The organism is Rhizobium sp. WYCCWR10014, from assembly GCF_001657485.1.
Taxonomy (GTDB): Bacteria; Pseudomonadota; Alphaproteobacteria; order Rhizobiales; family Rhizobiaceae; genus Rhizobium.
Genome location: NZ_LXFU01000027.1, coordinates 220680 through 242409, shown reverse-complemented (window position 1 = coordinate 242409; position 21730 = coordinate 220680). Strand labels below are relative to the sequence as shown.

Sequence of the window (21730 nt, the reverse complement as noted above, 5' to 3'; positions counted from 1 at the left end):
CGCGCGATAGAGAATTTGGGCGACATCAGATGTCGGCAGGACGAAAGATCCGGCTTGGCAATGAGAGTGCTGCAAAAAATAGGTTTGTTTGCCGTCATCAGGCAAACGGGAAACAGGACTGAGCGACGATGGCAAAACTGAGGATTGACGGCAACGAGATCGAAGTTCCGGATCATTTCACGCTATTGCAGGCGTGCGAGGATGCCGGTGCCGAGGTTCCGCGCTTCTGCTTCCACGAGCGCCTGTCGGTTGCCGGCAATTGCCGCATGTGCCTCGTCGAGGTGAAGGGCGGCCCGCCGAAGCCGCAGGCTTCCTGCGCCATGAGCGTGCGCGACATCCGCGGCGGCCCGAACGGCGAACTGCCTGAGGTCTTCACCAACACGCCGATGGTCAAGAAGGCCCGCGAAGGCGTGATGGAATTCCTGCTGATCAACCATCCGCTCGATTGCCCGATCTGCGACCAGGGCGGCGAATGCGACCTGCAGGACCAGGCGATGGCCTTCGGCATCGACACCTCGCGCTATCAGGAAGACAAGCGCGCCGTCGAGGACAAGTATATTGGCCCGCTCGTCAAGACGGTGATGAACCGCTGCATCCACTGCACGCGCTGCGTCCGCTTCACCACCGAGGTCGCCGGCATTTCCGAACTCGGCCTGATCGGCCGCGGTGAGGATGCCGAGATCACCACCTATCTCGAGCAGGCGATGACCTCCGAGCTGCAGGGCAACGTCGTCGACCTTTGCCCGGTCGGTGCGCTCACCTCGAAGCCCTTCGCCTTCACCGCGCGCCCATGGGAGCTGAACAAGACCGAATCGATCGACGTCATGGATGCCGTCGGTTCGGCGATCCGCGTCGACACCCGCGGCCGCGAAGTCATGCGCATCCTGCCGCGCGTCAATGAGACGATCAATGAGGAGTGGATTTCCGACAAGAGCCGCTTCATCTGGGACGGTCTGAAGACCCAGCGCCTCGACCGGCCTTATGTTCGCCGCGACGGCCGCCTGCAGCCCGCTACCTGGGCCGAAGCCTTTGGCGCCATCAAGGCCGCCGTCGGCGCCACCTCGGGCGACAAGATCGGCGCGATCGCTGGCGACCTCGCTTCCGTCGAGGAAATGTATGCGCTCTCCGAACTGGTGAAGTCGTTGGGCTCAACCAATCTCGACTGTCGCCAGGATGGGGCGGCACTCGATCCGTCGCTGGGCCGTGCAAGCTATCTCTTCAACCCGACCATTGCGGGCATCGACCAGGCCGACGCGCTGCTGATCATCGGCGCCAATCCGCGCTTCGAGGCAGCCATCCTCAACGCCCGCATCCGCAAGCGCTGGCGCCGCGGCAAGTTCCCGATCGGCGTGATCGGCGAGCCGGGTGAACTGCGCTACAGCTATGACTATCTCGGCGGCGGTCCCGACACACTGAAGGATCTGGTCGACGGCACCCACGCCTTTGCGGACGTGCTGAAGAATGCCGCCAAGCCGATGATCATCATTGGCCAGGGCGCCCTGTCGCGCACCGACGGCGCCGGCGTTCTCGCCAGTGCTGCAAAGCTCGCCGGTTCGGTTGGTGCTGTCGCCGAAGGCTGGAACGGCTTCGCCGTCCTCCATACCGCAGCGTCGCGCGTCGGCGGCCTCGACCTCGGCTTCGTGCCGGGCGCCAAGGGCGTCAATGCTGCCGAGATGCTGACGGCGATGGACGTGCTCTTCCTGCTCGGTGCAGACGAACTCGACTTCACCACCAAGAAGGCCAAGCTCACCGTCTATATCGGCTCGCATGGCGATAACGGCGCGCACCATGCCGACGTCATCCTGCCGGCCGCAGCCTATACCGAAAAGTCCGGCACCTGGGTCAACACCGAAGGCCGCGTTCAGATGGGCAACCGCGCAGGCTTTGCGCCGGGTGATGCCCGCGAGGACTGGGCGATCATCCGCGCCCTTTCCGACGTGCTCGGCAAGAAGCTTCCCTTCGATTCGCTCAGCGAATTGCGTGTCCGGCTCTATGCCGCTTTCCCGCATTTCGCTGCCATCGACGAGATCGCCGAAAGCGATAGCGCCCAAATTGCCGCAGTTGCGAAAAAAGCCGGCAAGATGAACAAATCCGGGTTTGCGTCGCCGGTGAAAGACTTCTATTTGACGAACCCGATAGCGCGTGCCTCGGCTGTCATGGCGGAGTGCTCGGCATTGGCCCGCAACAACTTCAAAGTCGCGGCAGAGTAAGGGCAGGGGACTATGGATTCTTTCTTTTCGACCTATGTCTGGCCGGCGATCATCATGATCGGTCAGTCGCTGCTGCTTCTCGTCTGCCTGCTCGTCTTCATCGCCTACGTGCTGCTGGCCGACCGCAAGATCTGGGCGGCCGTGCAGCTGCGCCGCGGCCCGAACGTCGTCGGTCCCTTCGGCCTGTTCCAGTCCTTCGCCGATCTTTTGAAGTTCGTCTTCAAGGAGCCGATTATTCCGGCCGGCGCCAACAAGGCGGTGTTCCTGCTTGCCCCGCTGGTGACGGTGCTTCTTGCGCTGTCGACCTGGGCGGTCGTGCCGCTGGCCGACGGATGGGTGATCGCCAACATCAATGTCGGCATCCTTTATATTTTCGCGATTTCCTCGCTCGAGGTTTACGGCATCATCATGGGCGGCTGGGCTTCGAACTCGAAGTATCCGTTCCTCGGCGCGCTGCGCTCGGCGGCGCAGATGGTGTCCTATGAAGTCTCGATCGGCTTTGTCATCGTCACCGTGCTTCTCTGCGTCGGCTCGCTGAATCTGACCGATATCGTCAATGCGCAGCATACCGGCCTCGGCACCATGCTCGGCCTGCCGGCGTCGTTCCTCGACTGGCACTGGCTGTCGCTGTTCCCGATGTTCATCATCTTCTTCATTTCGGCGCTCGCCGAAACGAACCGCCCGCCCTTCGACCTTCCGGAAGCCGAATCGGAACTCGTCGCCGGCTTCATGGTCGAATACGGCTCGTCGCCATACATGATGTTCATGCTCGGCGAATATGCGGCCGTCTGCCTGATGTGCGCGCTGACGACGATCCTCTTCCTCGGCGGCTGGCTGCCCCCGGTCGATATCTGGATCCTCAGCTGGGTCCCAGGCATCATCTGGTTTACACTGAAGGCCTGCCTGGTGTTCTTCATGTTCGCGATGGTCAAGGCCTTCGTTCCGCGCTACCGCTACGACCAGCTCATGCGCCTCGGCTGGAAGGTCTTCCTGCCGCTGTCGCTCGCCATGGTCGTCATCGTTGCATTCGTGCTGAAACTGATGGGTTGGGCATGATGGTGCCCACTCTCGTTTTCGGCAAAATTGGAGGTTGAAGATGGCAAGCTTATCCGGCTCCATCAGCTCGCTGTTTCTCAAGGAATTCGTCGGCGCGTTCTTTCTGTCGATGCGCTATTTCTTCCGCCAGAAGGCGACGATCAACTATCCCTTCGAAAAGGGTCCGGTCTCCCCGCGTTTCCGCGGCGAGCATGCTTTGCGCCGTTATCCGAATGGCGAGGAACGCTGCATCGCCTGCAAGCTCTGCGAGGCGATCTGTCCTGCTCAGGCGATCACCATCGAGGCCGGCCCGCGCCGCAACGACGGCACGCGCCGCACGGTGCGCTACGACATCGACATGGTGAAGTGCATCTATTGCGGCTTCTGCCAGGAAGCCTGCCCGGTCGACGCGATCGTCGAAGGCCCGAATTTCGAATTTGCGACGGAAACCCGCGAAGAGCTCTACTTCGACAAGGCGCGGCTTCTGGATAACGGAGACCGGTGGGAGCGCGAAATCGCCCGCAACATCGCGATCGACTCGCCGTACCGCTGATTGAGATTTTGAAATGCCGCGGTGGAGCGCAGTTGCTCCTGTCGCGGTCAATATGCACAGGAGCTTTTCCGGTTAACGCCAGGGAGAGCTCCATCGGGCAGGGAAACTCCCGGCTGCCCGGGGGAAGATGAAAAAGGCACCAACATGGGTCTGCAGGCTCTATTTTTCTATCTTTTCGCCTTTGTCGCGGTGGCGTCGGCGTTCATGGTCATCTGGGCGAAGAACCCGGTTCACTCGGTTCTGTTTCTGATCCTGGTGTTCTTCAATGCGGCCGGCCTCTTCCTGCTGCTCGGTGCCGAATTCCTGGCGATGATCCTGCTTGTCGTCTATGTCGGCGCCGTCGCCGTCCTCTTCCTCTTCGTGGTGATGATGCTCGATATCGACTTCACCGAACTGAGGGCCGGCGTTCTAGAATATGCGCCGATCGGCGGGCTGATCGGGGTGATCCTCGCAGCCGAACTGATCGTCGTCATCGGCGGCAGCGTCATCTCGCCGGAGATCGCCAAATCAGTCGCCATGCCGATCCCGGCGCTGAGCGAGCGCACCAATACCGCCGCTCTCGGCGACGTGCTCTACACCAACTACGTCTATTTCTTCCAGATCGCCGGTCTGGTGCTGCTGGTCGCCATGATCGGCGCGATCGTGCTGACGCTGCGGCATCGCACCAACATCAAGCGGCAGAATATTCCGAGGCAAGTTGCCCGCACGCCCGCCACCGCCGTCGAGGTGGTTTCGGTCAAGCCCGGGCAGGGCGTCTAAAGGCAGGTCAAGGAACAAAGAACATGGTCATCGGACTTTCCCACTACCTGACGGTCAGCGCCATCCTCTTCACGCTCGGCGTCTTCGGCATCTTCCTGAACCGGAAGAACGTCATCGTCATCCTGATGTCGATCGAACTGATCCTGCTTGCCGTCAACATCAACATGGTCGCCTTCTCCTCCTTCCTGAACGACATCGTCGGCCAGGTCTTCGCGCTGTTCATCCTGACTGTCGCGGCTGCCGAAGCGGCGATCGGTCTTGCAATTCTCGTTGTCTTCTACCGCAACCGCGGCTCGATCGCGGTCGAAGACGTCAATATGATGAAGGGCTGAGTGGCTCATGTTCCTCTATAAGGCTATCGTCTTTCTTCCCTTGATCGGTGCGATCGCCGCCGGCCTTTTCGGCCGCGCCATCGGCGCCAAGGCTTCGGAATATGTCACCAGCGGCCTGATGATCATCGCCGCCATCCTGTCCTGGGTCGTCTTCTTCACCGTCGGCATGGGCCATACCGAAGGTGGCCCGATCAAGGTCGAGGTGCTGCGCTGGATCCAGTCCGGCGGCATCGACGTCTCCTGGTCGCTGCGTGTGGATACGCTGACATCAGTGATGCTGATCGTCGTCAACACGGTCTCGACGCTGGTGCATGTCTATTCGATCGGCTACATGCACACCGATCCGCATCGTCCGCGCTTCTTCGCCTATCTCTCGCTCTTCACTTTCGCCATGCTGATGCTGGTGACGGCAGACAACCTTGCCCAGATGTTCTTCGGCTGGGAAGGTGTCGGTCTCGCTTCCTATCTGCTGATCGGCTTCTGGTTCAAGAAGCCGTCGGCGACGGCCGCGGCGATGAAGGCCTTCATCGTCAACCGCGTCGGCGACTTCGGCTTCGTGCTCGGCATTGCCGGCGTCTTCGTGCTGTTCGGCTCGATCAACTTCGACACGATCTTCGCCAATGCCTCGAATTTCGCCCCGCATGAAGGCGGCGGCGAGGCGAGCGAAGTGATCCTCAACCTCTTCGGCATGCAGCTCGACAAGGCGCATGCGCTGACCGGCATCTGCCTGCTGCTGTTCATGGGCGCGATGGGCAAGTCGGCACAGTTCCTGCTGCACACCTGGCTGCCGGACGCCATGGAAGGCCCGACCCCGGTCTCGGCCCTGATCCACGCCGCCACCATGGTCACCGCCGGCGTCTTCCTCGTCGCCCGCATGTCGCCGCTCTTCGAACTGTCGCACGATGCGCTTGTCGTCGTCACCGTGATCGGCGCGATCACTGCCTTCTTCGCGGCAACCGTCGGCCTGGTGCAGAACGACATCAAGCGGGTCATCGCCTATTCCACCTGTTCGCAGCTCGGCTACATGTTCGTGGCGCTCGGGGTCGGAGCCTATGGTGCGGCGATCTTCCATCTCTTCACCCACGCCTTCTTCAAGGCGCTGCTCTTCCTCTGCGCCGGCTCGGTCATTCATGCCGTCGATGGCGAGCAGGACATGCGCTACATGGGCGGCCTGCGACCGCATATTAAATGGACGTTCCGTATGATGATTGTCGGCACGCTGGCGATCACCGGCGTCGGCATTCCCTTCACGCCGATCGGCTTTGCCGGCTTCTTCTCCAAGGACGTAATCATCGAGGCGACCTATGCCTCGCATTCGCCGGTCTCCGGCTTCGCCTTCGCGCTGCTGGTCATCGCGGCTCTGTTCACCAGCTTCTATTCCTGGCGCCTTATCTTCATGACCTTCTTCGGCAAGCCGCGCGCTTCGCACGAGGTGATGCACCATGTCCACGAGTCGCCGCAGGTCATGCTGGTGCCGCTCTATCTGCTGGCGATCGGCGCGGTGCTTGCCGGCTACTTCTTCGAAGGCCGGTTCTATGGCGAGGAATATGCCGAGTTCTGGAAGGGTGCGCTCTTCACCGGCGCCGAAAACGAACTGGTCGAAGAGTTCCACCACGTGCCGGCGCTCGTGGCTTTGAGCCCCTTCATCGCCATGGTGCTCGGCTTCGTTACCGCCTGGTACATGTATATCCGCTCGCCGCAGACGCCGCGCATCCTGGCGCAGCAGCACCGCGTGCTCTATCAGTTCTTGTTGAACAAGTGGTATTTCGACGAACTTTACGACTTCCTCTTCGTTCGCTCCGCCAAGGCGCTCGGCCGCTTCCTGTGGAAGAAGGGTGATGTCGGCGTCATCGACACCTACGGCCCGAACGGTGTCGCCGCTCGCGTCGTCGCCGTCACCGATCGGGTGGTGCGCCTGCAGACCGGTTACCTCTATCACTACGCCTTCGCCATGCTGATCGGCATTGCGGCGCTCGTTACCTGGATGATGCTCGGGAGTTCCTTCTGATGACCGATTGGCCTATTCTTTCAACGGTCACCTTCCTGCCGCTCGTTGGCGTGGTGCTCCTGCTATTGATGAACGGCGAAAGCGAAACCGGCCGGAAGAACGTGCTGTGGATCTCGCTGATCACCACCGTCTTCACCTTCGTCGTCTCGCTCTTCATCTGGATCGGCTTCGACAATGCCAATCCGGGCTTCCAGATGATCGAGAAGCATAACTGGCTCGGCACCGGCATCGGCTACCACGTCGGCGTCGACGGCATCTCGATGCTGTTCGTCATCCTGTCGACCTTCCTCATGCCCTTCTGTGTGCTGGCGAGCTGGCTCTCGATCGAGAAGCGCCTGAAGGAATACATGATCGCCTTCCTCATCCTCGAAACGATGATGATCGGCGTTTTCGTCTCGCTCGATATCGTGCTCTTCTACGTCTTCTTCGAGGCGGGCCTCATTCCGATGTTCCTGATCATCGGTGTCTGGGGCGGCAAGGACCGCGTCTATGCGAGCTACAAGTTCTTCCTCTATACGCTGCTCGGCTCGGTGCTGATGCTGCTCGCCATCATGGCGATGTACTGGCAGGCCGGCACGACCGACATCACCGCGCTGCTCGCATACAAGTTCCCGCCGGCGCTGCAGACCTGGTTATGGCTTGCCTTCTTCGCCTCGTTCGCGGTGAAGATGCCGATGTGGCCGGTCCACACCTGGCTTCCCGATGCCCACGTTCAGGCGCCGACGGCTGGCTCGGTGATCCTGGCCGGCGTGCTGCTGAAGCTCGGCGGCTACGGTCTCATCCGTTTCTCGCTCGGCATGTTCCCGGTCGCGTCCGATTATTTCGCGCCGCTCGTCTTTGCCATGTCCGTTATTGCCATCATCTACACCTCTCTGGTGGCGATGATGCAGGACGATATCAAGAAGCTGATCGCCTATTCCTCCGTGGCGCACATGGGCTACGTGACCATGGGCATCTTTGCCGCCAACATGCAGGGCGTTCAGGGCTCGATCTTCCAGATGCTCTCGCACGGCATCGTCTCCGGCGCGCTCTTCCTCTGCGTCGGCGTCGTCTACGATCGCACCCACACCCGCGAGATCAACGCCTATGGCGGGCTCGTCAACAACATGCCGAAATATGCCGTGGCGATGATGGTCTTCACCATGGCCAATGTCGGGCTTCCCGGCACGTCGGGCTTCGTCGGCGAATTCCTGACGCTGATCGGTGTCTTCCGGGTCAACACCTGGGTAGCGCTTTTTGCCGCCACCGGCGTCATCCTCTCGGCAGCCTACGCGCTCTGGCTTTATCGCCGGGTGATCTTCGGTGCGCTGGAAAAGGAAAAGCTGAAGGCACTGCTCGATCTTTCCAGACGCGAGCAGCTGATCCTCTACCCGCTGGTCGCGCTGACTATCTTCTTCGGCGTTTATCCGGCTCCGGTCTTCGATGCGACAGCCGCCTCGGTGGATCTGTTGGTCAACAACTACACGGCCGCCGTGCACGCAGCGCAGAATGTTGCGCTGTCTATGAAATGATGACGGGACTTATTGGACATGACCGCTGAAACAATTCTCCTCAGTCTGCATCTTTCCGCGCCGGAGCTCATCCTCGCGGTCGGCGCCCTTGTCCTGTTGATGGTCGGCGTCTTCTCCGGCGAGCGGTCGGGCCTTCTCGTCACCGGCCTCGCCATCGTCCTGCTCCTGGCCTCCGGCCTGTGGCTGCTCTTCGTGCCGGCAGAAGGCCTTGCCTATGGCGGGGTCTACATGGCGGACGGCTTCTCGCGCTTCATGAAGCTGGTGGCGCTGATCGGTTCGCTGGTCGCCATATTCATGTCGATCGGCCACGCCCGCGAAAACCAGCTCGACAAGTTCGAGTTCCCGGTTCTCCTGGTGCTCGCGACCCTCGGCATCCTGCTGATGATCTCGGCCAACGACCTGATCTCGCTGTATCTGGCGCTGGAACTGCAGTCGCTGGCGCTCTACGTCGTCGCCGCGATCAACCGTGACAGCCTGAAATCGACCGAAGCCGGCCTGAAATATTTCGTCCTCGGCGCGCTTTCCTCCGGCATGCTGCTCTATGGCATGTCGCTGGTCTACGGCTTCACCGGCCACACCCACTTCTCCGAGATCGCCCAGGCGCTGTCCGTTGAGGGTGCACGTTCGCTCGGCCTGATCTTCGGCCTGGTCTTCATCCTCGCCGGCATCGCCTTCAAGATCTCCGCCGTTCCCTTCCACATGTGGACGCCTGATGTTTACGAAGGTGCGCCGACACCGGTCACCGCATTCCTTGCCGCAGCACCCAAGGTTGCTGCCATGGCGATGATGACCCGCATCGTCATCACCGCTTTCCAGCCGGTTCTGGCGGACTGGCAGCAGGTCGTCGTCTTCATCTCCATCGCCTCGATGCTGCTCGGCTCGTTTGCCGCGATCGGCCAGAAGAACATCAAGCGGCTGATGGCCTATTCCTCGATCGGTCACATGGGTTATGCGCTGGTCGGCCTTGCCGCCGGCAACCAGACCGGCGTCACCGGCGTCATGCTTTACATGGTCATCTACATGGTCATGACGCTCGGCAGCTTTGCGATCATCATGTCGATGCGCCGCAAGGACGGCACCGTCGTCGAGGAGGTCAACGATCTCGCCGGCCTCTCCACAACGAACCCGTTCATGGCCGTGGTGCTGACGGCGCTGATGTTCTCGCTTGCCGGCATCCCGCCGCTCGCCGGCTTCTTCGCGAAGTACTTCGTCTTCGTTGCCGCCATCGAAGCCAAGCTCTATGCGCTCGCCATCATCGGCGTTCTCGCCTCGGTCGTCGGCGCCTACTACTATCTGCGTGTCATCAAGCTGATGTGGTTCGATGAGGCGACCGGCGAATTCGCCCGTGTCTCCGGAGCGCTGCGTCTGGTCTTCGGTCTCTCCGGTCTCTTCGTCACCGCCTATGTCCTCATCGGCGGCCCGATCGGGGGCGCTGCAGAGCTTGCCGCCGCGACGCTCTTTTGATGTCTTCCGACGGACGGCGCCGGATATCGCTCGGCGATTTCAGGCACGAGGCTCTGTCGGAAACATCGTCTACCAACAGCGAATGCCTCGCCCGGGCTCGGGCGGGCGATGGCGGCAATCTCTGGGTGACCGCCGAGAGGCAGACCGGCGGCCGTGGCCGCCGCGGCAGGCTCTGGGTTTCCGAGCGCGGCAATCTCTACGCTTCTCTACTCTTGATCGACCCGGCGCCGATGGAGCGCCTTGGTTCTCTGCCGCTGGCGATCGCCGTTGCCGTGCACCAGGCAATCCGCAGGGTGCTGCCACTGGGCGCCGAACCGCTCGAGGTCAAATGGCCGAACGATATCCTCATCGGTCGAAAGAAGACCTGTGGCATTCTCGTCGAAGGCGAGGGGCTGCCGGACGGACGTTACGCGCTGATCGTCGGCATCGGCATCAATATCTCTGTCATGCCGGACAATCCGCTCTACCCCGTCACCTGCCTGCGTCAGCAGGGAAGTGCGGCGTCGCCGGAGGAACTCTTCGCGCATCTCTTCGCCGCCACGGCGGAAGTGCTTGAAATATGGGACCAGGGCCACGGCATCAGCGAGATCACGGCGCTCTGGCGCGGGATTGCCTGCGGCATCGGCGAAAAGATTACGGTCAATTTGCCGGACCGATCGATTTCCGGACAATTCGCCGGAATTGATGATAATGGCTTGTTGATGCTCGATACTGGCGCTGGCAGGATAATGCCCATTGCTGCCGGTGATGTGTTTTTTGGATAGCGGAAAAAACGAAAATTATGGCGAAACAGGACGAACTGGTATTCCTGCCTCTGGGCGGTGTCGGTGAGATTGGCATGAATCTCGCTCTCTACGGCTACGGCCCGCCCGAGCATCGCCAGTGGATCATGGTCGATTGTGGCGTCACTTTTCCGGGGCCTGACCTGCCGGGTGTCGATCTCGTATTGCCCGATATCCGCTTCCTCGCCAGCGAACGAAAGAACCTCAAGGCGATCATCATCACCCATGCGCATGAAGACCATTATGGTGCGCTCGCCGATCTCTGGCCAGGCCTCAACGTGCCGGTCTATGCCTCGGGCTTTACATCAGGTCTGCTCGAAGCCAAGCGAAATTACGAGAAGGCTAAGATCGGCGAAGTGCCGGTGACGCCGTTCAAGGCCGGCGATACGATCAATGTCGGCCCCTTCAGCATCGAAGGCGTCGCCGTCAACCATTCGATCCCCGAGCCGATGTCGCTGATGATCCGCACGCCGGTCGGCAATGTCATCCATACCGGCGACTGGAAGATCGACCACGAGCCTTCGCTCGGGCCCCTGACCGACGAGACACGTTTCCGCCAGCTCGGCGACGAGGGCGTGCTGGCGCTGATGTGCGATTCCACCAATGCGCTGCGCGACGGTGTTTCGCCCTCCGAGAAGGATGTGTCCGAAAGCCTGCGCAAGATCATCGAGAATGCCGAGGGCAGGGTGGCGATCACCACCTTCTCGTCGAATGTCGGGCGTATCCGCACCGTTGCCGAAGCTGCCGAGGCGGCAGGCCGCGAAGTGCTGCTGCTCGGCAGTTCGCTGAAGCGCGTCGTCGACGTCGCCCAGGATATCGGCCTGATGGAAGGCGTGAAGCCCTTCATCTCCGAGGACGAATACGGTTATATCCCGCGCGACAAGGTCGTCGTCATCCTGACCGGCAGCCAGGGCGAGGCGCGGGCAGCCCTTGCCAAGCTTTCCCGCGACGAGATGCGCAATGTAGCGTTTGCGGCCGGCGATATCGTCGTCTTTTCCTCGCGCGCCATTCCCGGCAACGAGAAGGCGATCCAGGACATCAAGAACGGCCTCGTCGAACAGGGTGTGCACATCATCACGGATACCGAGGCGCTGGTCCACGTTTCCGGCCATCCGCGCCGCAACGAGTTGCAGCGGATGTATGAGTGGACACGGCCTAAGATCGTCGTGCCGGTGCATGGCGAGGCGACACATCTGACGGCGCATAAGGAACTTGCCGAGCAATCCGGCATCGCACTGGTGCCGCGGGTGCGCAACGGCGATATCCTGCGGCTGGCGCCGGGTCCCGTCGAGGTGATCGGCGAGGCGCCGCATGGCCGGATTTATAAGGACGGCACGCTGATCGGCGATTTCGACGAGATGGGTATCGGCGAGCGCAAGAAGCTTTCCTATGTCGGCCATGTCGCGGTCAACGTCGTGCTCGACGCCCGCTATGACATCGTTGGCGAACCCGACCTCGTTTCGATCGGCCTGCCGACCTACGATGATGAGGGCGAGGATATGGAAGACACGCTCTTCGATGCGGCGGTCAGCGCCATCGAGAGCATTCCGCGCGCCCGCCGCAAGGATATCGACATGCTGCAGGAGGCCGTGCGCCGCGCCATCCGCTCGGCCGCGAACAACACCTGGGGCAAGAAACCTCTTGTCACCGCCTTCGTCACCAAGGTCTGACCATGCTCGGCCGGGTCAACCATATCGCCATCGCCGTGCCGGATCTGGCCGCGGCGACGGCGGCCTATCGCGATAGGCTGGGTGCTGCCGTATCGCAGCCGCAGGCTCTGCCGGAGCATGGCGTCACCGTCGTTTTCGTCGAATTGCCGAACACCAAGGTCGAATTGCTGCAGCCGCTCGGAACTACCTCACCGATCGCAGCCTTCCTCGAAAAGAACCCGTCCGGCGGCATGCACCATATCTGCTACGAGGTGGACGATATCCTTCTCGCCCGCGACCGGCTGGTCGAGGCGGGCGCAAGGGTACTTGGCGATGGCCAGCCGAAGACCGGCGCGCACGGCAAGCCGGTGCTCTTTCTGCACCCCAAGGATTTCTTCGGCACACTGATCGAACTCGAACAAGCCTGAGCCCTGCTGCGGCAGAGTGACCCGAGGACCGCTAAACCTTTTCGTCCGCTTTGAGTTGGTCGCCATTCCACCGTATAAGGACGCGATATTACAGCGCCGCGCGTCGTCTAAGACGCGCAAAGGACGCTGTAACAATTTAAATTACTGCATTCCTTAAATCGATTCCGATTTAAGGAATGCAGTAGCGCGACACCAACGGGAACCAGAATGCTCCAGATCTTTCTTCAGGGATTTGCCGTCTACTTCATCATCTGGTGGATGACGCTTTTCGCCGTCCTGCCGATCGGCCTGCGCACCCAGGCAGACGACAACGACGTCGTGCTCGGCACGGTTCCGAGCGCGCCCACCCGGTTTCGCGCCGTCTTCGTGTTTTCGCTGACGACGCTGATTTCGGCTCTGGTCTACGGCCTCTGGTACCTCTGCGACACCTATTTCGGCTGGGGCTTCGACGCCCTGCCGCAACTCGGCCCCAGCTTCTACTAAGTGTGGCTTTTGCTCAAACTTTGAGCAGATGTAAGCTTATTGAGAGCGAACTTCGTCATACCAGCGTCATACTGTTGCGGCAAACAGCTCTCGTAACGGAATGACGGTCATTCCCTTACGCAAGTCGGCTGGTTCTTTGGATGGGTGGAGGCTGAAAAGCCAAAAAAAAACAAGGCTAAAAGCCTTGTTTTAAGTATCGCGTGATCTGTAACCGTTGCCGGGGCTGCGACGAGCGCGCCTAAGATCTGATCCTCCCAAGACTTGACCGCGAATTCGGCAAGAATTTAACTTCCTGCCTGTTTTGTGAGCTAAAACTAGCTCAAACATTGGGCTTTGTCATCAGCTTTTTTTGCATTTTTGCTACACTCTAGCAAAATTTTTCTGTTGACAAGATTTTCGTTCAAGTCCTTATAAACACGCGCTTTTTCACGCCGTTCCATTTTGCGGGTGCGAACATGCGCTTCCGGGAGGTTGCCGGCATCCGTTGCGGGTTTCCTTCCTGCCGCGAAGCGGCTATGAACGCTCCCACATCAACAATTGCCTTCGATTCCGCCTGCAGCGGGATCTCAACTGCTCCGGAATCCGCCATGCGTCTGTCCCGCTATTTCATGCCCATCCTCAAGGAAAACCCCAAAGAGGCGGAAATCGTCTCCCACCGGCTGATGCTGCGCGCCGGCATGATCCGCCAGCAGTCGCAGGGCATCTATTCGTGGCTGCCGCTCGGCAAGCGCGTGCTCGACAAGGTCAACGCCATTATTCGCGACGAGCAGAACCGCGCCGGCGCCATCGAGCTGTCGATGCCGACCCTGCAATCGGCCGAACTCTGGCAGGAAAGCGGCCGCTACGACGCCTACGGCAAGGAGATGCTGCGCATCAAGGACCGTCAGGATCGGCCGATGCTCTACGGCCCCACCAACGAAGAGATGGTGACGGATATTTTCCGCTCCTCCGTCAAGTCCTACAAGGACCTGCCGCTCAATCTCTATCATATCCAGCTGAAGTTCCGTGATGAGATCCGTCCGCGCTTCGGCACCATGCGTTCGCGCGAATTCATGATGAAGGATGCCTATTCCTTCGACCTGACGCGCGAAGGGGCGGAGCATTCCTATAACAAGATGTTCGCCGCCTACCTGCGCACCTTCGATCGGCTCGGCCTGCGCGCCATTCCGATGCGCGCCGACACCGGCCCGATCGGCGGCAAGCTCAGCCATGAATTCATCATCCTCGCCGATACCGGCGAATCCGAAGTCTTCTGCCACAAGGATTTCGTCGACTTCGATATTCCTGGCGAACACACCGATTTCGACAGTGTCGAGGGCCTGCAGGCGATCTTCGACAAGTGGACATCGCTCTATGCGGCGACCTCGGAAATGCACGACGAGGCGGCTTTCAACGCCGTTCCCGAAGGCGACCGCCTGTCGGCGCGCGGCATCGAGGTCGGCCACATCTTCTATTTCGGCACGAAATATTCCGAGCCGATGGGCGCGAAAGTGCAGGGACCTGACGGCAAGGAACATTTCGTTCATATGGGTTCCTACGGTATCGGCCCGACACGCCTTGTTCCCGCCATCATCGAAGCATCGCATGATGATAACGGAATCATCTGGCCGGCATCGGTCGCGCCCTTCGATATCGTTGTGATCAACATGAAGGCGGGCGATCAGGCCTGTGACGATACCTGCGAGCTGATCTATGCCGCGCTGAGCAAGGCCGGCAAAGATGTGCTCTATGACGATACCGACGACCGGGCGGGCACGAAATTCGCGACCGCCGACCTGATCGGTGTACCCGTCCAGATCATCGCCGGCCCGCGCGCGGTCGCAAACGGCGAAGTGGAAGTGAAGGACCGCAAGACCGGCGCCCGCGAAACGATGACCATCGAAGCGGCGATCAATCGGTTCGTGGCTTAAGGAAACGGAGGCGAAATGGCAGAAGCAGCAGTGGACCGGAGTTCGAAATCCGGCTTGGGTCCGGCTGGCAAGCCATTTTCCACCTTTGAACGCCTCGTGGCGTGGCGTTATCTACGCGCCCGCCGCAAGGAAGCCTTCATATCGGTCATCGCCGGCTTCTCCTTTGTCGGCATCATGCTTGGCGTTGCAACGCTGATCATCGTCATGGCCGTGATGAACGGCTTTCGCACCGAGCTCGTCTCGCGCATCCTCGGCATCAACGGCCACATGATCGTCCAGCCGGTCGACGGCCCCTTCACCGATTATCCTGTCCTCAGCAGCAAACTCGCCGCCGTACCTGGCGTTAAGATGGCGCTACCGCTCGTGGAAGGCCAGGTGCTCGCCTCCGCTCAGGCCGGCGGCAGCACCGGCGCTCTGGTGCGCGGCGCCCGCGCCGAGGATCTGACCAAGCTCAAGACGGTCTCCGACAACATCAAATCAGGCGATATGGTGGGGTATGCCTCCGGCGACGGCGTGCTGATCGGCACCCGCATGGCCGACCAACTCGGTCTGCGTGTCGGCGACCTCATTACGCTGACATCACCGGATGGTGACATTACGCCTATGGGCGTCAGCCCGCGTATCAAGTCCTACAAGATTTCCGGCCTCTTCGAGATCGGCATGTCTGAATATGACTCCTCGATCATCTTCATGCCGCTGGAGGAAGCGCAGCTCTATTTCAATGCCGAGGGACTGGTGCAGTCGATCGAACTCTTCGTCGATAATCCCGACGATATCGACGATCTGAGGCCCAAGGTGGAGGAAGCGGCCGGCCGCCAGATCGCCATCACAGACTGGCGCCAGCGCAACCAGACCTTCTTCTCGGCGCTGCAGGTCGAGCGCAACGTCATGTTCATGATCCTGACGCTGATCGTGCTTGTCGCGGCGCTGAACATCATCTCCGGCCTCATCATGCTGGTGAAGGACAAGGGCAGCGATATCGCCATTCTGCGCACCATGGGTGCCAGCGCCGGCGCAATCATGCGCATCTTCTTCATGACCGGGGCAGCGATCGGCATTGTCGGCACCGTTGCCGGCGTTCTGCTCGGCGTTCTCGTCTGCGTCAACATCGAATCCGTCCGCCAGTTCTTTTCCTGGATATCGGGCACCGTGCTCTTCAATCCGCAGGTCTATTTCCTCAGCCAGCTGCCGGCCGAAATGGATCTCAGCGAAACGATCTCGATCGTCGTCATGGCGCTGACGCTCTCCTTCATTGCGACCATTTTCCCCGCCTGGCGTGCCTCAAAGCTCGATCCGGTGCAGGCCCTGCGCTACGAATAAGGAATGCCGCCTTCATGAAACGCAACGTCGTTCTCAAGCTTACCGGCGTCGAGCGCCATTACGGGCAGGGCGATACGCTGCTCTCGATCCTGAAGGGCGCAGACTTTTCGATATCGAAGGGGGAGACTGTCGCTCTCGTCGCCCCTTCCGGCACCGGCAAGTCGACACTGCTGCATATCGCCGGCTTGCTGGAGCATCCTGACGGCGGTGAAGTCAACATCAACGGCCATGCCTGTGACGGCCTCAGCGACGAGAAACGCACCGCTATTCGCCGCAGCGAAATCGGCTTCGTCTACCAGTTCCACCACCTGCTGCCGGAATTCTCGGCGCTCGAAAATATCATGATGCCGCAGCTGATCGCCGGGCTTTCCTGGAAAGAAGCCGGCGAACGGGCAGGCCAGCTTCTCGATTATATGCGCATCGGCCATCGTGGCTCGCATCGCCCGGGCGAGCTTTCCGGCGGCGAGCAGCAGCGTGTTGCAATTGCCCGCGCCGTCGCCAATGCCCCGACGCTGCTTCTTGCCGACGAGCCGACCGGCAATCTCGATCCCGAAACGGCAAGCTACGTCTTCGACGCGCTGGAAGCGCTGGTGCGCCAGTCCGGCCTCGCTGCCCTCATCGCCACCCACAATCACGAACTCGCCCGCCGCATGGATCGACGCGTGACGATCTCCGACGGCAAGATCGTCGATTTCTGAATGCATATCGCCCAAAAGTGTGCAGCGGTTTTGGGATAACGACATGTATAAATCAAAGACCTAAAGCGCGTCGCATGAATCCAGATTGACGCGATGCGCTTTGATGCCGCGATCAGGGAACGATCAGCCCGCCTCGATAGTCGAGCATATAGGCCTTCTGGCCATCGACCATGATGCATTCGTGGCCGATGAACCGCTCGCAGCCGCCTTCGCTGCTGTCGATATAGCGGCCGAACGGATGGTCGAATTCCATCCCGCCAAGAAACCGGTCCTCGCGATACATCGCAGAAAGTGCCGTCTTGATCACCGTTCCCGCTGCTGTGCCGTCGATGAGCTCAGGCGCAATGATGCAGCCGAAATAATTCATCGCCCAGATGGGCTCGTCGGCAAGCCACACCACTTCCTGGCCGGCGAAATCGGTCCCGCCGAAATAGCTGTCGAGATAGCGCCAGTTGCCGCGTTCGTAACCGATATCGTGGGAGCTCGGCCGGCAGGGCGTGCGCACCAGGCCGCCGCCGACATAGGTCGCAGCCTTCGCTTCCACGACGAATTCGTTCAGCATCGCAATATCGAACATCTCGTTCTCCTCTCAGCCCTACGCTGGCAAATATGCTGCGATATGTAAAGAACAAAAGAGGAACAAAGATCTGAAATAAACGGGTCGCCTCGAGGAGGCTGGCCGTCTAGGCGCCATGACCGATCTGTGGCAGGCCAGAAGGGAAAGCTGCCGCCCATCTCATCAGGTGCTGGCTCCCAGCGATTCGCAGGGGCACATCCCGGCATTTTTTGAACACAACAAAGAAGGAAAAGATTCCTGTTGACAACAGAACATACATGGAACAAATTGAAAACATAACGAGTAAAGGAGAGCCCGATGACTGACATGATCCGTGATATCGCAGCATTCACCTCCATCGCAATGTTCGTTGCCAGCTTTTCGCTCATCGTCATGGCGCTCTAAAGTTTTCAGGGGACCGCATGGCAATCATACGGTCCGGACGCGGGACTTCTTCTGGACATCATCGCCCTCTATGCCGACAATGCGTCCGATTCATTCGGGTGATTGGGAAGGCATGTCATGGCGGATACGGCAAAGGGTTCAACGGGTGAGGCGACCGGCGGCACGCCAGGCTTCATCCACCTGAGGGTCCATTCCGCCTATTCGCTTCTCGAGGGCGCACTGCCGCTGAAGAAGATCCTCTACAAGGCGACCGGCGACAGCCAGCCGGCGATTGCGATTACCGACACCAACAATCTGTTCGTCGCCCTCGAATTCTCCCAGAAAGCGATGGAAGACGGCCTGCAGCCGATCATCGGCTGTCAGGTCTCGATCGATATGGGAGACGGGTTGGAAACGGAAAAGCGCGGTGGCCAGCAGGCCCTGGTCAAGCTGCCGTCGATCGTTCTTCTCGCCGCGACGGATGCCGGTTACGAACGGCTGGTCGATCTCGTCAGCCGGGCCTATCTCGGCGGCGAAAGCAACCAGGCCGTTCATATCAGCGCCTCCTGGCTGGAGGAGGCAGGCACGGAAGGGCTGATCGCATTGAGCGGTGCCTTGACCGGGCCGGTCGACGTGGCCATCAAGGAAGGCCATCCCGCTCAGGCGGAAGCCCGGCTGCTCACGCTGAAGGGCCTCTTCGGCGACAGGCTCTATGTCGAACTGCAGCGGCACGGCACCTACGACAAGCGGCACGAGCAGAAGATTATCGGGCTTGCCTATGCCCACGACCTACCGCTGGTTGCGACCAACGAGGCCTTCTTTCCGACCCGCGACGATTACGACGCCCATGATGCGCTAATGGCGGTCGCGCACAACGCCATCGTCTCGGACGACAGCCGCTTTCGCCTGACGCCGGATCACTATCTGAAGAGCCGGGCCGAGATGGTCAAGCTCTTCGCCGACCTGCCGGAAGCGCTGGAAAATACGATCGAGATCGCCACGCGCTGCTCCTTCGTGCTGAAGACGCGAAAGCCGATCCTGCCGCGCTTCACCGGTGCGACGGACGATGCCGAGGAGGCCGAACGCGCCGAGGCGAGCGAGCTGCGCCGCCAGGCGGTCGAGGGGCTGGACATGCGGCTTGCAACGCTCGGCATGTCGCCGGGTTACGAGGAAAAGGATTATCGCGAACGGCTGGATTTCGAGCTCAGCGTCATCGAGCGCATGCGTTTCCCCGGCTACTTTCTGATCGTTGCCGACTTCATCAAATGGGCCAAGCAGCATGACATTCCGGTAGGTCCCGGCCGTGGTTCGGGCGCCGGTTCGCTGGTCGCCTATGCCTTGACGATCACCGACGTCGATCCCTTGCGTTTTTCGCTGCTCTTCGAGCGCTTCCTCAATCCGGAACGCGTCTCGATGCCGGACTTCGACATCGACTTCTGCCAGGACCGCCGCGAAGAGGTGATCCGCTATGTCCAGGCCAAGTATGGCCGCGAGCAGGTGGCGCAGATCATCACCTTCGGTTCGCTGCAGGCACGCGCCGCCCTTCGCGATGTCGGCCGCGTGCTGGAAATGCCCTACGGTCAGGTCGACAAGATCTGCAAACTCGTGCCGAACAACCCGGCCAATCCGACGCCGCTGTCCAAGGCGATCGAGGAGGAGCCGAAGCTGCAGGAGGAGGCGGCAAAGGAACCGGTTGTCGCGCGCCTGCTCGATATCGCCCAGAAGATCGAGGGGCTTTACCGCCACGCCTCGACTCACGCCGCCGGCATCGTCATCGGCGACCGGCCGCTTTCCAAGCTGGTGCCGATGTATCGCGATCCGCGCTCCGATATGCCGGTCACCCAGTTCAACATGAAATGGGTCGAGCAGGCGGGCTTGGTCAAGTTCGACTTCCTCGGCCTGAAGACGCTGACCGTGCTGAAGGTTGCGGTCGATTTCGTCGCTAAGCTCGGTATCAAGGTCGATCTGGCAGCCATTCCTCTCGACGATAAGAAGACCTACGAGATGCTGTCGCGCGGCGAGACGGTCGGCGTGTTCCAGGTGGAAAGTGCCGGCATGCGCAAGGCGCTGATCGGCATGAAGCCGGACTGCATCGAGGACATCATCGCGCTGGTGGCGCTCTATCGTCCGGGCCCTATGGAGAATATCCCGACCTACAATGCCCGCAAGCACGGCGACGAAGAGCTGGAATCGATCCATCCGATGATCGACCACCTGCTCAAGGAAACGCAAGGCGTCATCGTCTATCAGGAACAGGTGATGCAGATCGCCCAGGTACTATCAGGCTATTCGCTGGGCGAAGCCGACCTTCTGCGCCGCGCCATGGGTAAGAAGATCAAGGCCGAGATGGACCAGCAGCGCGAACGCTTCGTCGTTGGCGCGGTCAAGAACGGCGTTTCGAAACCGCAGGCCGACAATATCTTCGAATTGCTGGCGAAGTTCGCCAATTACGGCTTCAACAAGTCGCATGCGGCCGCCTATGCCATCGTCTCCTACCAGACGGCCTACATGAAGGCGCATTACCCGGTGGAATTCCTCGCCGCTTCGATGACGCTCGACATGTCCAACACGGAAAAGGTCAATGATTTCCGCCAGGATGCCAAGCGCCTCGGCATCGAGGTGATCGCACCCTCGGTGCAGACATCCTTCCGCCATTTCGAGACCGGCGACAACCGCATCTATTACGCGCTCGCCGCCCTCAAGGGTGTCGGCGAATCCGCCGTCGACCATATCGTCGAGGTGCGCGGCGACAAGCCCTTTGCCAGCATTGAGGATTTCTGCCTGCGCATCGATCCGCGTCAGGTCAATCGTCGCGTGCTCGAAAGCCTGATCTATGCCGGCGCCTTCGATTGTTTCGACATGGACCGCGCCCAACTGGCAGCAGGCCTCGACCGTGTTCTCGGTTATGCCCAGCGCGCCCAGGAGAACAAGCTGAGCGGCCAGTCGGACATTTTCGGCAGCACGATGACGTCGGGGCCCGAGAAGATCTCCCTGCCGCCGTTCTCGCCCTGGCTGCCCTCCGAGCGGCTGCTCAAGGAATTCCAGGTGCTGGGCTTTTATCTGACAGCCCACCCGCTCGATTCCTACAACAACATCCTGCAGAAGATGCGGGTGCAGACCTTTGCCGAGTTTTCCGCCGCCATCAAACAGGGCGCGGCCAATGCGCGGCTTGCCGGTACCGTCATCTCGAAGCAGGAGCGCAAGACCCGCACCGGCAACAAGATGGGCATTATCGTCTTTTCGGATTCTTCGGGTCAGTTCGAAGCGGTGCTGTTTTCGGAAATGCTGAACCAGTATCGCGATGTGCTCGAGTCGGGAAAATCCTTCGTGCTGACTGCGACGGGCGAGGAGCGGCCGGAGGGCATCGGCCTGCGCATCCAGACGATCCAGTCGCTGGAGGAGAAGTCACTGCAGATGCAGAAGGCGTTGCGTGTCTATGTCCGCGATTCCGGACCGTTGCGGATGGTCGCCGGCCATCTGAACGCCAAGGGCGACGGCCTTGTCTCCTTCATCGTCATCAAGGAGGATGGCAAACGCGAGGTGGAAGTGGCGCTGTCTGAGAAATACCGCATCACGCCGGAGATTGCCGCTGCTCTTCGCGCTGCCCCCGGTGTCGTCGACGTGGAGCTCGTCTGATCCACGGCGTGT

Annotated in this window: 18 protein-coding genes; 16 read left to right on the top strand and 2 right to left on the bottom strand. The window is 60.6% G+C overall.

What is annotated here, in order from left to right; translation table 11 throughout:
• Window positions 1–128: 128 nt before the first annotated feature.
• The 12 genes from nuoG (at window position 129) to A6U98_RS07660 (ending at window position 13214) form a co-directional block, all read left to right on the top strand.
• Window positions 129–2210, top strand: a complete 2082-nt coding sequence (nuoG, locus tag A6U98_RS07715; RefSeq protein ID WP_064649079.1) for an NADH-quinone oxidoreductase subunit NuoG — start codon at window positions 129–131, stop codon at window positions 2208–2210.
• Window positions 2211–2222: 12 nt separating this feature from the next.
• Entirely contained in the window at window positions 2223–3266 is a 1044-nt protein-coding gene (gene nuoH / locus A6U98_RS07710; RefSeq protein WP_003558454.1) for an NADH-quinone oxidoreductase subunit NuoH, read from the top strand.
• A 40-nt stretch (window positions 3267–3306) separates the two neighbouring features.
• The gene (nuoI, locus tag A6U98_RS07705; RefSeq protein ID WP_003547385.1) at window positions 3307–3798 is read left to right on the top strand and encodes an NADH-quinone oxidoreductase subunit NuoI; all 492 of its coding nucleotides are present in this window, start codon (window positions 3307–3309) and stop codon (window positions 3796–3798) included.
• A gap of 144 nt (window positions 3799–3942) precedes the next feature.
• The gene (locus tag A6U98_RS07700) at window positions 3943–4557 is read left to right on the top strand and encodes an NADH-quinone oxidoreductase subunit J (RefSeq protein WP_003547387.1); all 615 of its coding nucleotides are present in this window, start codon (window positions 3943–3945) and stop codon (window positions 4555–4557) included.
• A gap of 23 nt (window positions 4558–4580) precedes the next feature.
• Window positions 4581–4889: an NADH-quinone oxidoreductase subunit NuoK gene (nuoK, locus tag A6U98_RS07695; protein ID WP_003547388.1), complete on the top strand. Its 309-nt coding sequence runs from the start codon at window positions 4581–4583 to the stop codon at window positions 4887–4889.
• A 7-nt stretch (window positions 4890–4896) separates the two neighbouring features.
• Complete coding sequence (nuoL, locus tag A6U98_RS07690) at window positions 4897–6897, top strand: NADH-quinone oxidoreductase subunit L (RefSeq protein WP_003558455.1); 2001 nt, start codon at window positions 4897–4899, stop codon at window positions 6895–6897.
• Window positions 6897–8408 (top strand): NADH-quinone oxidoreductase subunit M, encoded by a 1512-nt coding sequence (locus A6U98_RS07685; protein ID WP_003558456.1) that lies wholly within the window; start codon window positions 6897–6899, stop codon window positions 8406–8408. The genes nuoL and A6U98_RS07685 overlap by 1 nt, the downstream gene beginning before the upstream one ends.
• 18 nt (window positions 8409–8426) lie before the next feature.
• Window positions 8427–9872: an NADH-quinone oxidoreductase subunit NuoN gene (gene nuoN, locus A6U98_RS07680; RefSeq protein WP_064649077.1), complete on the top strand. Its 1446-nt coding sequence runs from the start codon at window positions 8427–8429 to the stop codon at window positions 9870–9872.
• Window positions 9872–10636, top strand: a complete 765-nt coding sequence (locus A6U98_RS07675; RefSeq protein ID WP_003558458.1) for a biotin--[acetyl-CoA-carboxylase] ligase — start codon at window positions 9872–9874, stop codon at window positions 10634–10636. Before nuoN ends, A6U98_RS07675 begins: the two co-directional genes overlap by 1 nt.
• Before the next feature lie 17 nt (window positions 10637–10653).
• Window positions 10654–12324: a ribonuclease J gene (locus A6U98_RS07670; RefSeq protein ID WP_064649075.1), complete on the top strand. Its 1671-nt coding sequence runs from the start codon at window positions 10654–10656 to the stop codon at window positions 12322–12324.
• 2 nt (window positions 12325–12326) lie between these two features.
• Window positions 12327–12731 carry a methylmalonyl-CoA epimerase gene (gene mce / locus A6U98_RS07665; protein WP_064649073.1) on the top strand — a complete coding sequence of 135 codons (405 nt, stop codon included), beginning with the start codon at window positions 12327–12329 and terminating at the stop codon, window positions 12729–12731.
• A 207-nt stretch (window positions 12732–12938) separates the two neighbouring features.
• Complete coding sequence (locus A6U98_RS07660) at window positions 12939–13214, top strand: DUF1467 family protein (protein WP_064649071.1); 276 nt, start codon at window positions 12939–12941, stop codon at window positions 13212–13214.
• A gap of 400 nt (window positions 13215–13614) precedes the next feature.
• Here the strand turns inward: A6U98_RS07660 and A6U98_RS07655 are convergent, their stop codons facing one another.
• Window positions 13615–13803 (bottom strand): hypothetical protein, encoded by a 189-nt coding sequence (locus tag A6U98_RS07655; protein ID WP_064649069.1) that lies wholly within the window; start codon window positions 13801–13803, stop codon window positions 13615–13617.
• Between A6U98_RS07655 and proS the strand changes: the two genes are divergently transcribed.
• The 3 genes from proS to A6U98_RS07640 are packed head-to-tail and all read left to right on the top strand — an operon-like array spanning window position 13802 to window position 17142.
• Window positions 13802–15124: a proline--tRNA ligase gene (gene proS / locus A6U98_RS07650; RefSeq protein ID WP_064649067.1), complete on the top strand. Its 1323-nt coding sequence runs from the start codon at window positions 13802–13804 to the stop codon at window positions 15122–15124. The two genes, A6U98_RS07655 and proS, sit on opposite strands and share 2 nt — an antisense overlap.
• Window positions 15125–15139: 15 nt before the next feature.
• Window positions 15140–16444: a lipoprotein-releasing ABC transporter permease subunit gene (locus tag A6U98_RS07645; protein WP_064649065.1), complete on the top strand. Its 1305-nt coding sequence runs from the start codon at window positions 15140–15142 to the stop codon at window positions 16442–16444.
• A gap of 14 nt (window positions 16445–16458) precedes the next feature.
• The gene (locus A6U98_RS07640; RefSeq protein ID WP_064649063.1) at window positions 16459–17142 is read left to right on the top strand and encodes an ABC transporter ATP-binding protein; all 684 of its coding nucleotides are present in this window, start codon (window positions 16459–16461) and stop codon (window positions 17140–17142) included.
• A 112-nt stretch (window positions 17143–17254) separates the two neighbouring features.
• Here A6U98_RS07640 and A6U98_RS07635 read toward each other — a convergent pair whose 3' ends face one another.
• Window positions 17255–17719, bottom strand: a complete 465-nt coding sequence (locus A6U98_RS07635) for a DUF5680 domain-containing protein (protein WP_064649061.1) — start codon at window positions 17717–17719, stop codon at window positions 17255–17257.
• A 501-nt stretch (window positions 17720–18220) separates the two neighbouring features.
• Between A6U98_RS07635 and dnaE the strand changes: the two genes are divergently transcribed.
• Window positions 18221–21718 carry a DNA polymerase III subunit alpha gene (gene dnaE / locus A6U98_RS07630; RefSeq protein WP_064649059.1) on the top strand — a complete coding sequence of 1166 codons (3498 nt, stop codon included), beginning with the start codon at window positions 18221–18223 and terminating at the stop codon, window positions 21716–21718.
• The last annotated feature ends 12 nt before the right edge of the window (window positions 21719–21730 follow it).